The sequence below is a fragment of the Pantoea sp. M_9 genome (genome assembly GCF_008631385.1).
GTDB lineage: Bacteria > Pseudomonadota > Gammaproteobacteria > Enterobacterales > Enterobacteriaceae > Pantoea > Pantoea eucrina.
The window spans coordinates 69,291-84,008 of the sequence record NZ_VWUF01000009.1; the positions used below are offsets into that span (position 1 = coordinate 69,291).

Consider the following 14,718-nt stretch of genomic DNA (forward strand, 5'->3'; position numbering starts at 1 on the left):
TTACCCTAAAAAAGCGTGCCGGGTGTGCGCTGCTGCTGCCAGCCGCTTAACTGCAGGCGCTGGTAATGTTCGCTATTCAGCGTCAGCTGTGCAGTACGTAATATAACGTCTGCTTCTCTTTCCCTCAGAGACTCAATTAAAAACGGAAAGCTGAACTTGAGGTAATTATCATTAAAAAAATCTTCGGCTAAAACCACACCGCTAAATGGAAACGCCACGATCTTTTTCCACTCTGTTCCTAGCGGCGCGAGATCGCACAGCCAGAATGAGAAGTGGTGCGCAGCGGCAAGCAGGGAGGCACCACCCTGTAGCAGCCCTGCATAATCAATTGCCAGACGGACGTGGGCAGCCTGCAGCATCGGATAATTTTCCGGGGCGCGTAAAAATTCCATCAGGCTATTTCCCGCCAGCGGAATAATTATTAGTTCAGGGGTATCAGGCAACTGATTATGCAAAGCAATTATGTTGTGTCCATTAAGTAATGTATCAGCGTCCTGCTCGCAATGCATAAAGGGTGCTGAATAACACACGCCGCACAGCGTGTTGTCAAAGCGATGAATACGCTCAGTAACATAAGGATTATAAGTACTGTTTTTCATGTATCTCTGCAAAAAAATTATTAACCGGAAAGATATGTTTTATTATAAATGCGTGTTATGTCTGAAATTTGCCGGCGGTTAATATAGATCGAAAGAGAGTGTTAAATCACCTTTTTTTACCTGTCTCTGATACAGAGATATTCCTGGCGTTAAAAGGGATAATTAAGCTGTTAATTCAGTAATCAATAAATCAATACCGGTATTCAATCAATAACAATAACCCTCCTGATATATAGAGACCAATGTTTATTTGCCAGGCAGTTAAGTTTTTGTTTCAAAAGCGCACAACCCGCCATTGCCTGCCAGAGTGATATCGCGCACTCTCAGAGAGACAAAACGATAACAGAAGCCACTGCCTGGCTTCTGACCAGATTAGTGCAATGACGCTAATCAGTTAATCATTTCAGGATGGGATCACATGACAGGTATAAAAAGCTCTGCTGCAGAAGCCTCTCTGCTGCGGCATCGATCGTTTGTGGCTTTCTGGCTGGCGCGCACCTGCTCGTCATTCGGCTTTCAGATGTTTTCAGTGGCGGTCAGCTGGCAAATCTATGCCCTGACACACAGCGCGCTGGCGCTGGGTATGATCGGCCTAATGCAGTTTTTACCCTCGGTACTGCTGGCGCTGCCGGCTGGTCATCTGGCCGATCAGCACGACCGTCGTCGCATTGTTTTGGTGGGGCAGTTGATTGAGTGGGCAGCGCTGCTTGGGCTGGTGGCGCTGACGCTGCTGCACTGGGCAGGAAGCGTTGAGATCTGGGGGCTGGTGTTTCTGATCTCTGTGGCAAAGGCGCTGGAGTGGCCGGCTATCACTTCTATGCTGCCGGCGCTGGTGCCGCCGCCGGTTCTGGCCCGCGCGATGGCCGCCAGCTCAGTAGGCGGTCAGGCGGCGGTGATCGTCGGCCCGACGCTGGGCGGCCTGCTTTATGTCGCCGGGCCTGAAGTAGTGTATGGCGTTTCCGCGCTGTTCTATCTCTTCTCTCTCGTACTGATTAGCCGTCTGCGCTACGCGCGGCCGCCGCAGTCGCGCATGCCAATGAACCTGACCAACATGTTCGCTGGCGTGCGTTTTATCCGCGAACGCAAAGATGTGCTGGGTGTGATCTCGCTCGACCTGTTTGCCGTGTTGCTGGGCGGGGCCACGGCGCTGCTGCCGATTTTTGCGCAGGATATTCTGCATACCGGGCCGTGGGGACTGGGCATGCTGCGCGGCGCACCGTCAGTCGGGGCGCTGGTGGTGGGCGTCTGGCTTAGCCGTAATAAGCTGGAGAAGCACGTCGGTATGATCATGTTTGGCTCGGTTGCCGGTTTTGGTCTGGCGACGCTGCTGTTTGCGCTTTCTACCCAGCTCTGGCTGTCGCTGCTGGCGCTGGCTGCGCTGGGGGGATTTGATATGGTCAGTATGGTGATCCGCGGTGCGCTGGTACAGCTCGATACGCCGGATGATATGCGGGGTCGCGTCAACGCCGTGAACGCTATTTTTATCAATACGTCCAATCAGCTGGGGGAGTTTGAATCTGGCCTGCTGGCCGCATGGCTGGGGGCGGTACCGGCGGCCGCGCTGGGCGGGATAGGTACGCTGATAGTGGTCGCCGTCTGGATGACGCTTTTCCCGCATCTGCGCAAACGGCAAAAGCTGGAGAGTGAAAGCAACGTGTAGATGAGAGCGCCCGGCGTAGCATCACGCCGCCGGGCACATCAGCAGACCGGCAGCCGGTCTGCCTGGCGTCGGCGCGTTATGCCACGCCGTTGACCAGGATAACGCGGTAGTTAGCGCCTTTCACGCGGTGCGCTTTCGCTTCCTGATAAGCCGGACTGTGATACCAGGCGCGCGCGGCGTCCATATCGGCAAACGCCAGAACGACAACGCCTTCGGCATCCCGGCCTTCCAGCACTTCCTGCTCGCCATAAAAAGCCAGCGGCGTGATCTGATGATCGCCACGCGCGTCGCCCGCTTTCTGTGAGTAGGTTGCCAGCTCATCTTTATCCAGCGTCTCATCCTTAATCATTACCATGTAAGCGGTCATTACTTCTCTCCCCGTGCCTGACGTTTATCTTCGGTGTTGTGCTCAAAATCGCTGGCGTCATGCCGCTCCAGCAGCTGATCCTGCGGCTCAGCGGCAAAAGCGCGATTAACTTTACGCCCGCGTACGACCGCCGGACGCTCCGCGATCTCCTTCGCCCAGCGCACCACGTTGGTGTAAGTCTGCACATCCAGAAACTCTGCTGCGCCGTACAGGCCATTCAGCACCAGGTTGCCATACCAGGGCCAGGTCGCGATATCCGCGATGGTATAGGCGTCACCTGCAAGGAAGCGGTGATCCGCCAGCTGGCGATCCAGCACATCCAGCTGACGCTTCGCTTCCAGCGTAAAGCGGTTGATGGCGTACTCAATTTTTTCCGGCGCATAGTGGTAGAAGTGGCCAAAGCCGCCGCCAAGATAGGGCGCAGAACCCTGCAGCCAGAAGAGCCAGTTCAGGGTTTCAGTACGGCCCGCCACATCTTCCGGAATAAAGTAGCCAAACTTCTCCGCCAGATAGAGCAGGATATTACCCGATTCAAACACCCGCTGCGGTGGCGTCACGGAGTGGTCGCTCAGCGCCGGAATTTTAGAGTTAGGGTTCACATCAACAAAACCGCTGGAGAACTGATCGCCTTCACCAATGCGGATGAGCCAGGCGTCATACTCCGCCTCTTTTACGCCCACCGCCAGCAGCTCCTCCAGCAGAATGGTAACCTTCTGACCATTTGGCGTGCCGAGCGAGTAGAGCTGCAGCGGATGTTTCCCGACCGGCAGCGCCTGCTCATGCGTGGCGCCAGCGGCAGGGCGGTTCGTGCTGGCGCCGTTGCCTTTGGCTTCCGGTTCCCAGGTCCAGACTTTTGCGGGCTGATACTGATTATCTGACATCGTCATTTCACCTTATGGTCGTGAGCGTTGCGCTGCCACTGAGTGTAGCAGCGCCATTCCGCGCCGATTTAACCGCGCTGGCGGTGAGCGGGTTTGCGGGATCAGGTACAGTTCTCCTGGGTATAGAGCATAAAGTCGACTTTGCCCGGCGCGTAAGTATCAGGCTGCTCGCGCTCTTCCAGATGCCGCAGCAGCAGGGTCAGAGCGAGTTCAGCATGGCGCTGCGTGTTCTGATCAAGGGTCAGGGTCAGGATGCGCTGCTGCAGCAGCTGGCGCGTAGTCGCATAAAGTTCATGCGTCACATAAACCGTGCTGCCGCACAGCCGGTGGCGCGCCAGCGCTTCATAAATCTGGGTATTGCCCATGCCGGTGTTATAGAGTCCGGCGATCTGGCGCGATCCCGCCAGCGTTTTCTCCAGCAGCCGGCTGATGCGTTCACGATCGTCCTGGCCGGCGAGGATCTCACGCAGCCGCAGCTGCGGAAAGCGCTCAGCCAGCACCTGCTGAAAACCTTCAATACGCTGCTGGTGCGCGAGATAGTCAGCGCGACCGCTGATCAGTACCACATCCCCTGTACTGGCCGCCATGCTGCCGAGCATCAGGCCCGCCGTGCGTCCCGCTTTGTATTGATCAATACCGACATGGCAGAGCCGCGGCGCGTCAGGCAGATCGCTCACCAGCGTGATGACCGGCACGCCCCGCGCCTGGCAGGTGGCCAGCGCCTGATAGATCAGCGGGCTGGCGTGAGCAAACACAATCAGCCCGTCCATTCTTTTACTGCCGGCATCGATATGGGCCGCCAGCTTCTCCGGCGCATCTTCCGGGATAAGCGTGCGATGCAGCCGGACGCGCCGGTAGCCCAGCGCATCTGCCAGGCGGGCGAACTCCTGCGCCAGCTGCTGAAAGAAGAATGAGCCGTTGCCGCTCAGGATGACCTCAATCTGCCAGCTGTGGCGATGCTCCTCCGGCAGAATACGTTTTAAGCCCGCCTCCCGGGCTGCCTGCAGCACTTTTCGCGTCATCGCGGGCGAGACGCCCCCGCGATCGTTCAGAACCCGATCCACGGTTGCGACGCCAACGCCTGCGCGCTTAGCCAGTCCGGCCAGCGTGGTTGCTTTCATTTGAGTGAATTCCATCAAAAACTGCGTTCTGACAGCCTGCCAGAACGGGATATTTTGACAAGACAGGGCATTCTGAAGTGTGAGCTAAAGGAGGAGATCCGCAGCTTTGATATTGATATGGCGGTGATAATAGTGCCGCTGCAGAAGGGCGCGGTGAAGCCTGGCGCGATGTAAGCGGTGCGTTTCCCCCTGCAGGGCACAGGGGGAAAATACTACCCGATGTAACAATCAGAGGTTCAGCAGCTCGCGCTCAATCAGTTCGCGCGTCTCCACCGCCTGATAGCGCATCTTCTCCGGATAGCCGAACAGCGCCGCTGAGATAATCGACTCACCGCCGACTTTGAAGCTGCGACGGGCAAAATCCATCTCGCGCAGCGCTTCAAACAGCGCATCGAAGTTGACTTCGCCTTCTCCCACCGCGACGTGCTGGTGAATGGTTGCGTCCACGCCAGGCGGGTTCACAATATAGCGGCAGTGTTTGGTGTGGTTCATGGTATCGGCAATCAGCATATGCGACAGATCGTCACCGGCATAATGCAGCATGTTTTTTATATCCCCTTTGCCTTTGTCGTAATAGAAGGTGTGGGGCGCGCTATAGATATACTTCACGTTATCGCTGCGAAACGACTTAACGATATCTGCCGTTTCATTACTCTCTTCGCAGAAATCCCACGGATGCGCCTGGATTTCAATGCGGATCCCTTCACGCTCGACAATCGGCAGCAGCTCCTCCATAGAGCGGTAGAACATCTCTTCGCAGATCTCTGGCTCATTAGGGTTGCCGGAGAGCTCGGTATTGATAACCTGCACGCCCATTTCAACCGCAATTTCAATCATGCGCTTCCAGTTTTTTACCGCCGCCTGACGGCGCAGCTCGTCGGGTCCCGACCAGCGATAAACCGTAATGAAGGAAGAGATTTCGGTGCCGGTGGCGTTCAGCGCATTTTTATATTCGCGCAGGATTTCGCGGCTGGCTTTGGGGTGTTTATAAAAAGGATTGATCTGCGGATGGGGTGATTGCTCAATATATTTATAGCCCCATTCCGCCACCTGATGCACCATCCGGGTAATGCCGAGATCCCGGATAACGTCCACGTCAAAAGCAATTTTCATGCTGTCGCTTCTCCTGCGCTATTTCGCTGCCAGCGTTGTTCCGGACAGGCGGAAGCTGATGCAGAAACGCCAGGCAGACAGAGAGTGTGTTTATCAGCCACTATAGGAAGGGAGGTCGGCACGTTCTACGATTTTGCTGATGTAAAACCATCAGTATGGCACCCGGTACGGGGTGGAAAAGCAGCAGGGCAGGCGAAATGGATAACGCAGAAAAGCAAAAACCCGGCCATAAGGCCGGGTTTTCTGGATTTTGGTGCCCGAACCCGGAATCGAACCAGGGACACGCGGATTTTCAATCCGCTGCTCTACCGACTGAGCTATTCGGGCAACGGGGCGCATTNCCCGAACCCGGAATCGAACCAGGGACACGCGGATTTTCAATCCGCTGCTCTACCGACTGAGCTATTCGGGCAACGGGGCGCATTAAACCTTAATGGCCGCAGATCGTCAACGGGTTTTAGCAAAAAAGCGCGCTATCCGTGACTGACTGCCTGCTTTTCAGGCATGTCAGCCCTTTTTCAGGCGAGCGCGCCGTTCTGACGACAGAGCGCAATACTGAATACATCTTCCGCCAGACGCCGGGCGGTCGCCACATCCTGTACGTTACGTTTCACCAGCAGTTTGCTCAGGCAGCCTTCGAGGATCAGTTCCATCTGATCGGCCACCATCGCGGGATTGTCCAGCGCCAGCTCCACCAGGATCTCATGGGTAAACTGCCATGAGTGGCGCTTCTGCTGCTCCGCCAGCTGGTGCACCGGCTGGTCAGGCTGCGGATAGAAGCTGCAGGCAGCAATAAACAGGCAGCCAGGAAACCGGCCTTTGCTGACATACTCTGCCAGCACGTCATAGCGCGCCATCAGCTTTTGCGCGGGGCTGAGCCGCTCATCCAGCTGTACCTGACGTCGCCAGCTGTCGATCTGCTGACCGTGATAGCGCAGTGCATCATAGAGCAGCGCATCGCAGTCGGGCCAGTAGCGGGTCAGCTGTGCGGTGCTGAGGCCGGTTTCACCCGCCAGCTGCGGCAGCGACAGGGTAGCCGCCAGGCCGTGTTGTTCGAGCACATTCAGCGCATGCTCCAGAATTTGTTCGCGTTGCACATGACTCTCCTCTGGAATATCGGCCCGCTCGTCGATGAGCGGGCAGTGGCTGAACCAGTGTCGTTTAACGCGGCAGATTCTGCAAATGCGCGCGAAACGCTGTTGCACGCAGAAAGCCGCTGATACGGGAATCGGGGATCTCGCGACCCTGCGCGTCAAAAAACAGAATGGTCGGTAATCCCGGCACCTGCAGCTGCTTCAGCAGGGCGTTGTCCTGCGCGCTGTTTGCGGTGACATCCGCCTGCAGCAGCTGCACGCCAGCAAGCGCGCTGGCGACTGCCGGATCGCTGAAGGTATATTTTTCAAACTCTTTGCAGGCGACACACCAGTCGGCATAGAGATCGAGCATGGTGATGCGCCCTGGTGCCTGCTGCAGCGCCTGCTCAAGCTCCGCGCTGCTGCTGATGCGCTTAAAGGGCAGGTGTGCCACGTTCTGGCTTGCCGTAGCGCCAAACGCCCACTCCTGCAGCGGCCGCGCCATAATCAGCGCTGCCCCTAACATCACCATCGGTATGACGCGCCACTTGCCGCGCGCGTTGATGCTGTGAATAAATGCCCAGCTGAAAAACGCTACGCCCAGCAGGCTCCAGAGCCGCAAACCCCAGGTGTCGCCGAGGATACGCTCCAGCAGAAATACCGGCAGCGCCAGGATAACAAACCCGAACGCCTCTTTTACCGTCTGCATCCACGGGCCGCTTTTGGGCAGCAGACGATGGCCAAAAAGCGTCACGGCGATCAGCGGCAGCCCCATTCCCACGGCGTAGAGCCACAGCGTACCGGCGCCGGCCCACAGGTTTCCACTCTGCGCGATATACAGCAGGATCGCGCTGAGCGGCGCCGTGGTGCAGGGGGAGCAGATAAGTCCGGCCAGCGCGCCCATGATAAATACGCCAGGCAGCGAGCCGCCGCGCTGCTGATTGCTCCAGAGCGCAAGACGCGTCTGCAGGCTGGCGGGCAGCTGCAGCGAAAACAGGCCAAACATCGACAGCGCCAGCAGAATAAACAGCAGCGACAGACCCGCCAGGACGTATGGATGCTGCAGCGCCGCCTGAAAGCGCAGCCCGGCCGCCGCGACCACAACGCCCAAAAGCGTATAGGTCAGCGCCATGCCCTGCACATAGACCAGCGCCAGCGCCAGCAGCCGGCCAGCGCTGTAGCGGCGTGCGCCGCCGAGGATAATGCCGGAGATCAGCGGGTACATCGGCAGGACGCAGGGGGTAAAGGCGACGCCGATACCGATCAGCAGCGCCCAGAGCGGCGAGAAGGGCAGCGGCGCGGCGGCGGGCTGCGCCGTAACCGGCGCGCTGCCGCCGCTGACGGCGCTCAGCGGAATAGTACGGCTCTCCGGCGGGTAGCAGAATCCGGCCGCGGCGCAGCCCTGATACGTCACCGTCAGCGTGGCGCCCGCATCCGCCCGCTGCAGCGTTACCGGCAGCGTCACTGCCTGACGGTAAATCTCGCTTTTGCCGTAAAATTCATCCTCATGCGCCTCACCTGGCGGCAGCGTCAGCGGGGCCAGCTGCGCATGCTGAGCCGTAATCTTTATCTGCTGACGATAGAGATAGTAGCCGGGCCTGACCTGCCAGTTCAGCGTCAGCGTTGAGCCCCGCTGAGAAAAATCAAACTGAAAGGCCTGATCGACCGGCACAAAGCGGCTGGTGGATTTCGGCGCAAAGAGATCGGCCTGAGCCGACAGGCAAAGCAGCAGCGTCAGGCAGAGCGTCAGCAGGCGGGAAAAAGATGCAGCCATAACAGATTAATCAACTCCGGTAGTGCAGAAGTGGTGAGCATAGCACGCCCGCTTCGGCACAGGATTTCACAATGTAACGGCGTCAGAGGATCAGACTGCCAAACAGAAAGCCAAACGCCACGGAAAAGGCGATGGCCAGTATGCCCGGAATGATAAAGGAGTGGTTAAAGACAAACTTGCCGATTCGCGTCGAACCGGTGTCATCCATCTCCACTGCGGCCAGCAGCGTCGGATAGGTAGGCAGAACAAAGAGCGCTGATACCGCAGCAAAAGAGGCCACTGCCGCCAGCGGCGAGACGCCGAGCATCAGTGCTGCCGGCATCAGCGCTTTGGTGGTTGCCGCCTGCGAATAGAGCAGGGTGGCGGCAAAAAACAGCACCAGCGCCAGCATCCAGGGATAGCGCTGCAGCATGTCACCCGCCAGAGTCTGGATCTCGCTCAGATGCGCTTTAACGAAGGTGTCGCCCAGCCACGCCACGCCCATAACGCAGATACAGGCGCTCATGCCCGATTTAAACGTACTGGCGCTGAGGATCTCACTGCTGTCTACGCGGCAGGTCAGGCAGATCAGCGTAGCGACCGTGAGCATAAACACGACGATCGCTTCGTTACGCGGCAACACCGGGTTGGCGATCAGGCCCACGCTGTCGCTGATGGCAGTGGCATAGAGCACCACTGCCACGATGCCGGTGAGAAACAGTAATACGGCGCGGCGCGCGCCAGGCCGGGTGGCATACACTTTCTCACCGCGCAGCGTCACGTCGCCTCTGGCAAGTCGCGCCTGATAGATAGCATCATCCTTTAGTTCCGTACCGAGAAAGTTGGTAATCACCGCCGCGCAGAATATTGCCGCCATCGTGGAGGGCAGCGCCACGCCCAGCAGCGCCAGATAGCTGACGCCGCGTGGTTCGAGTATAGAGGCAAAGAATACCACTGCGGCGGAGAGCGGTGAGGCGGTGATCGCAATCTGGGAGGCCACCACCGCGATGGAGAGCGGACGCGATGGCCTGACGCCCTGCTCTTTGGCGACTTCAGCGATAACCGGCAGCGTGGAGAACGCGGTGTGGCCGGTGCCGGCCAGCAGCGTCATCAGATAGGTGACCAGCGGCGCCAGAAAGGTGACGTAGCGCGGATGGCGGCGCAGCAGCTTTTCCGCCAGCCCGACCAGGTAATCCATACCGCCTGCGACCTGCATGGCAGCAATCGCGGCGATAACGGCCATAATAATTTCGATCACATCAAACGGGATTACGCCGGGCTTCATGCCGCACACCAGCGTCAGTATCAGCACTCCCAGTCCGCCGGCAAAGCCGATTCCGATACCGCCCAGGCGGGCACCGAGCCAGATCGCCATGAATACCACTGCCAGTTCCACTGCTATCATCCGTTTCTCTCCTCAGGCTGCAGAACGTGCCCCCTGAATGTTGTAGTCGCCAGAGATAAAAAAAGCACGCCGTATTGTATACAGGCGTGCCCGGGGCGACATGATCGGAAACAGATTACTGTTCGTTTTCGTCGGTATAGCGTTTCGCTTTATAGGTCGGATGCATCAGGTTCTGGACGGAGAAGATATCATCCAGCTCCGCTTCGGTCAGCAGACCGCGCTCCAGCACCACTTCACGTACGCTTTTGCCGGTTTCAGCACAGACTTTACCCACGATATCGCCGTTGTGATGGCCGATGTAGGGATTGAGATAGGTGACAATACCGATAGAGTTGAATACGTACGCTTCGCAGACCGCTTTGTTCGCCGTAATGCCGTTAACGCATTTTTCCAGCAGGTTATAGCAGGCGTTGGTCAGGATGCTGACGGATTCAAACAGCGCCTGGCCAATCACCGGTTCCATCACGTTGAGCTGCAGCTGACCCGCCTCAGACGCCATGGTCACCGTGGTATCGTTGCCGATAACTTTAAAACAGACCTGATTAACCACTTCCGGCACCACCGGATTGACTTTGGCTGGCATGATCGAGGAGCCCGCCTGCAGTTCCGGCAGGTTGATTTCGTTCAGGCCGGCGCGCGGGCCGGAAGAGAGCAGACGCAGGTCGTTGCAGATTTTTGACAGCTTCACCGCCAGACGTTTCAGCGCTGAATGCACCATCACGTAGGCGCCGCAGTCGGACGTCGCTTCAATCAGATCTTCCGCTGGCACCACCGGCAGATTACTGACTTCCGCCAGACGCTGTACAGCCAGCTGCTGATAGCCGTCCGGCGTATTCAGGCGGGTACCGATTGCGGTTGCACCAAGGTTGACTTCCAGCAGCAGCTCAGCGGTGCGCAGAATACTGCGGGTCTCTTCATTCAGCAGCACGTTAAACGCGTGGAACTCCTGGCCCAGCGACATCGGCACCGCATCCTGCAGCTGGGTGCGGCCCATCTTCAGGATGTTTTCAAACTCCACGGCTTTGCGCTGGAAGCCTTCGCTCAGCTGGGCAATCGCATCCAGCAGCTTGAGAATAGAGGCGTAAACCGCGATCCGGAAGCCGGTCGGATAGGCATCGTTGGTTGACTGGCATTTGTTAACGTGGTCGTTGGGGTTGAGGTACTGATACTCACCTTTCTGGTGACCCATCAGTTCCAGACCGATATTTGCCAGCACTTCGTTGGTATTCATGTTCACCGAGGTGCCGGCGCCGCCCTGATAAACATCTACCGGAAACTGATCCATGCATTTGCCGTTGTTCAGCACCTCATCGCAGGCCTGAATAATGGTATTCGCAATGTTGCGTGGGATCGTCTGCAGCTCTTTGTTGGCCAGCGCGGCTGCTTTTTTGACCATCACCATGCCGCGGACAAACTCAGGAATGTCGCTGATTTTACTGCTACTGATATAGAAATTTTCAATCGCACGCAGAGTATGAACACCGTAGTAAGCATCCGCCGGCACTTCGCGCATGCCTAACAGGTCTTCTTCGATACGAATGTTGTTCGCCATGATTACCTTCTTATTATTGCTGCTCTGATACCGCCACGCATCCGGCATGGATGGAGAGCGAATAACACGCAGGTGAAGCAATTATATTGTCGTGGAATACCAGTGCCGACATTTTATCCATCTTCGGGCTGGCGGGCACGATCATATTCTGTCACGGCAGAAATGCTCGTACACAGATCACTTTACGGACATTTGCCCGGCAAGTGGTAATAACGATATGTGATGTATCTCTCACTTTTATGTCAAAAGGATTTATTTGGCCGGTGCGGTTGAAATCCACCGCGCGGATGCCCATCTCTCTGCCTATGATCGTCACGATCGCTCTGTTTCTGCCGCCTGGCCTGTCGCGAGGCGGCCCAACTCACAGGAGACACCGGTGCGCTGGTTACCGTTTTTACTCTTTTTTGTCCTGGCGTGGATTGAGATCACGCTGTTTATCCAGGTAGCGCACGCGCTGGGCGTGCTGCTGACCATGCTGCTGGTGATTTTTACCTCCTGTATCGGCGTGTCGCTGGTGAAAAATCAGGGCATGAAAAACTTTATGCTGATGCAGGAGAAGCTGGCGCGTAACGAAAGTCCGGCGGTGGAGATGATTAAAAGCGTCTCGCTGATCATCGCCGGTGTGCTGCTGCTGCTGCCCGGCTTCTTTACCGATTTTCTCGGCCTGCTGCTGCTGCTGCCGCCGGTGCAAAAGCTCCTGACGCTGAGGCTGATGCCGCATCTGCGCGTCTGGCGCGGTCCGGGGCAGGGGCCAGACAGCGGCGTAACGATGGATGGTGAATTTGAGCGTAAAGATCAGGATCGCATCGGCCACGATAAAGATCGCTGAGGCAAGCGAGGCGGCGCAAGCCGCCTTATTTGTATTCTTTTTAAGCACCTGTAGCACAAACAAAAATTTTTTTATTTTTTTCCCCTTGAAACTCTCCTGTCTGCCCCTATCTCTTCCTGCACGAGGCCGGAACCCTCAAGCCCGGCGTTCAACCCAAAAATGAATGATTGGACTTCTCAAAGGAGAGCTACCAAATGAAAATTCGTCCGTTGCACGATCGCGTTATCGTCAAGCGTAAAGAAGTTGAAGCTAAATCAGCAGGCGGTATCGTTCTGACCGGCTCTGCAGCTGGCAAATCAACCCGTGGTGAAGTTCTGGCTGTTGGCAATGGCCGCATCCTGGACAACGGCGAGATCAAGCCGCTGGACGTGAAAGTGGGTGATCTGGTGATTTTCAGCGAAGGCTACGGTGCAAAAACCGAGAAAATCGACAACGAAGAAGTTCTGATCATCTCTGAAAGCGACATCCTGGCGATTGTCGAAGCGTAATTTACGCGTAATTCACTGAACGAAACGAATTTAAGGGAAATTTGAAATGGCAGCTAAAGACGTAAAATTCGGTAATGACGCACGCGTAAAAATGCTGCGTGGCGTGAACGTACTGGCAGATGCAGTAAAAGTTACCCTGGGCCCGAAAGGCCGTAACGTGGTTCTGGATAAATCTTTTGGTGCACCGACCATCACTAAAGATGGTGTTTCTGTTGCGCGTGAAATTGAGCTGGAAGATAAGTTCGAGAACATGGGTGCACAGATGGTGAAAGAAGTCGCGTCTAAAGCAAATGATGCAGCAGGCGACGGCACCACCACCGCAACCGTTCTGGCACAGTCTATCGTCAACGAAGGCCTGAAAGCCGTTGCGGCTGGCATGAACCCGATGGATCTGAAGCGCGGTATCGATAAAGCCGTTATCGCTGCTGTTGAGCAGCTGAAAGCGCTGTCTGTACCTTGCCAGGACACCCGTGCAATCGCGCAGGTAGGTACTATCTCTGCTAACTCCGATGAGAGCGTGGGTACCCTGATCGCTCAGGCGATGGAAAAAGTGGGTAAAGAAGGCGTTATCACCGTTGAAGAAGGCACCGGCCTGCAGGACGAGCTGGACGTAGTGGAAGGTATGCAGTTCGATCGCGGCTACCTCTCTCCTTACTTCATCAACAAGCCAGAAACCGGCGCAGTTGAACTGGAAAGCCCGTTCATTCTGCTGGCTGACAAAAAAATCTCCAACATCCGTGAAATGCTGCCAGTACTGGAAGCCGTTGCGAAAGCGGGCAAACCACTGCTGATCATCGCGGAAGATGTGGAAGGTGAAGCACTGGCAACGCTGGTAGTGAACACCATGCGCGGTATCGTGAAAGTGGCTGCGGTGAAAGCGCCAGGCTTTGGCGACCGTCGTAAAGCGATGCTGCAGGATATCGCTATCCTGACCGGCGGTACCGTGATCTCTGAAGAGATCGGTATGGAGCTGGAGAAATCTACGCTGGAAGATCTGGGTCAGGCGAAGCGCGTCGTGATCAACAAAGATACCACCACCATCATTGATGGCGTGGGCGATCAGGGTGCTATCTCTGGCCGCGTATCGCAGATCCGTCAGCAGATCGAAGAAGCGACCTCAGATTACGATAAAGAGAAGCTGCAGGAGCGCGTAGCGAAACTGGCAGGCGGCGTAGCCGTACTGAAAGTAGGCGCCGCTACTGAAGTGGAAATGAAAGAGAAGAAAGCGCGCGTTGAAGATGCCCTGCACGCTACCCGTGCTGCGGTAGAAGAAGGCGTGGTAGCGGGCGGCGGCGTAGCGCTGGTTCGCGTTGCGGCTCAGCTGACCGATCTGCGTGGTCAGAACGAAGATCAGAACGTCGGTATCAAAGTTGCGCTGCGCGCAATGGAAGCTCCGCTGCGTCAGATCGTTTCCAACGCCGGTGAAGAGCCTTCCGTTGTAGCAAACAACGTGAAAGCCGGCGACGGTAACTACGGTTACAACGCGCAGACCGAAGAGTATGGCAACATGATCGACTTCGGTATCCTGGACCCGACCAAAGTAACCCGTTCTGCGCTGCAGTACGCGGCCTCTGTAGCTGGTCTGATGATCACTACCGAGTGCATGGTTACCGATCTGCCTAAAGGCGACGCACCTGATTTAGGCGCGGGCGCAGGCGGTATGGGTGGCATGGGCGGTATGGGCGGCATGATGTAATTGTCCCCGACAGCGTAAGCTATCTGCGAAACCCCCGACCGGAAACGGTCGGGGGTTTTTCTTTTGCTGGCGAACAGGGTATAAGTAGGGACGCAATCTTTCGGCTTTGTGGGTTCAGGGCAATGAATGTTCAGAAAAAAAGTGCGCTTTTCTGCTACGCTGCCGCCCGACACTGATGATA

General features: G+C 56.6%; 13 protein-coding genes and 2 tRNA genes. 4 read left to right on the forward strand and 11 right to left on the reverse strand.

The window, feature by feature from the left end; genetic code table 11:
* Window positions 1–5: 5 nt before the first annotated feature.
* Window positions 6–599 (reverse strand): hypothetical protein, encoded by a 594-nt coding sequence (locus tag F3I15_RS13335; protein ID WP_150018239.1) that lies wholly within the window; start codon window positions 597–599, stop codon window positions 6–8.
* Between the two features lie 418 nt (window positions 600–1,017).
* Here F3I15_RS13335 and F3I15_RS13340 point away from each other — a divergent pair, with 418 nt between their 5' ends.
* Complete coding sequence (locus F3I15_RS13340; protein WP_150018240.1) at window positions 1,018–2,259, forward strand: MFS transporter; 1,242 nt, start codon at window positions 1,018–1,020, stop codon at window positions 2,257–2,259.
* Between the two features lie 76 nt (window positions 2,260–2,335).
* Here F3I15_RS13340 and F3I15_RS13345 read toward each other — a convergent pair whose 3' ends face one another.
* The 10 genes from F3I15_RS13345 to aspA form a co-directional block, all read right to left on the reverse strand.
* Window positions 2,336–2,626 (reverse strand): DUF1330 domain-containing protein, encoded by a 291-nt coding sequence (locus F3I15_RS13345; protein ID WP_039382107.1) that lies wholly within the window; start codon window positions 2,624–2,626, stop codon window positions 2,336–2,338.
* Window positions 2,626–3,507, reverse strand: a complete 882-nt coding sequence (gene yghU / locus F3I15_RS13350; protein WP_150018241.1) for a glutathione-dependent disulfide-bond oxidoreductase — start codon at window positions 3,505–3,507, stop codon at window positions 2,626–2,628. Before yghU ends, F3I15_RS13345 begins: the two co-directional genes overlap by 1 nt.
* Before the next feature lie 101 nt (window positions 3,508–3,608).
* On the reverse strand, window positions 3,609–4,628 hold the full coding sequence (locus F3I15_RS13355) for a LacI family DNA-binding transcriptional regulator (RefSeq protein ID WP_150018273.1): 1,020 nt from the start codon (window positions 4,626–4,628) through the stop codon (window positions 3,609–3,611).
* 228 nt (window positions 4,629–4,856) lie between these two features.
* Window positions 4,857–5,741 carry a sugar phosphate isomerase/epimerase family protein gene (locus F3I15_RS13360; RefSeq protein WP_150018242.1) on the reverse strand — a complete coding sequence of 295 codons (885 nt, stop codon included), beginning with the start codon at window positions 5,739–5,741 and terminating at the stop codon, window positions 4,857–4,859.
* 251 nt (window positions 5,742–5,992) lie between these two features.
* Window positions 5,993–6,068: transfer RNA gene (locus F3I15_RS13365), tRNA-Phe, on the reverse strand.
* 12 nt (window positions 6,069–6,080) lie between these two features.
* Window positions 6,081–6,153, reverse strand: a tRNA-Phe gene (locus F3I15_RS13370).
* 106 nt (window positions 6,154–6,259) lie between these two features.
* The gene (locus tag F3I15_RS13375; protein ID WP_150018243.1) at window positions 6,260–6,838 is read right to left on the reverse strand and encodes a transcriptional regulator; all 579 of its coding nucleotides are present in this window, start codon (window positions 6,836–6,838) and stop codon (window positions 6,260–6,262) included.
* 64 nt (window positions 6,839–6,902) lie between these two features.
* Entirely contained in the window at window positions 6,903–8,588 is a 1,686-nt protein-coding gene (locus tag F3I15_RS13380) for a protein-disulfide reductase DsbD (protein WP_150018244.1), read from the reverse strand.
* A gap of 82 nt (window positions 8,589–8,670) precedes the next feature.
* Window positions 8,671–9,972 carry an anaerobic C4-dicarboxylate transporter gene (locus F3I15_RS13385; RefSeq protein WP_150018245.1) on the reverse strand — a complete coding sequence of 434 codons (1,302 nt, stop codon included), beginning with the start codon at window positions 9,970–9,972 and terminating at the stop codon, window positions 8,671–8,673.
* A gap of 115 nt (window positions 9,973–10,087) precedes the next feature.
* The gene (gene aspA / locus F3I15_RS13390) at window positions 10,088–11,524 is read right to left on the reverse strand and encodes an aspartate ammonia-lyase (protein WP_065650517.1); all 1,437 of its coding nucleotides are present in this window, start codon (window positions 11,522–11,524) and stop codon (window positions 10,088–10,090) included.
* A 376-nt stretch (window positions 11,525–11,900) separates the two neighbouring features.
* Here aspA and F3I15_RS13395 point away from each other — a divergent pair, with 376 nt between their 5' ends.
* The 3 genes from F3I15_RS13395 to groL all read left to right on the forward strand — a co-directional run bounded on the left by F3I15_RS13395 (window position 11,901) and on the right by groL (window position 14,537).
* Window positions 11,901–12,353 carry an FxsA family protein gene (locus F3I15_RS13395; RefSeq protein WP_190315032.1) on the forward strand — a complete coding sequence of 151 codons (453 nt, stop codon included), beginning with the start codon at window positions 11,901–11,903 and terminating at the stop codon, window positions 12,351–12,353.
* A 194-nt stretch (window positions 12,354–12,547) separates the two neighbouring features.
* Entirely contained in the window at window positions 12,548–12,841 is a 294-nt protein-coding gene (locus F3I15_RS13400; protein WP_039382130.1) for a co-chaperone GroES, read from the forward strand.
* A gap of 46 nt (window positions 12,842–12,887) precedes the next feature.
* Window positions 12,888–14,537: a chaperonin GroEL gene (groL, locus tag F3I15_RS13405; protein ID WP_104085595.1), complete on the forward strand. Its 1,650-nt coding sequence runs from the start codon at window positions 12,888–12,890 to the stop codon at window positions 14,535–14,537.
* Window positions 14,538–14,718 lie beyond the last annotated feature (181 nt).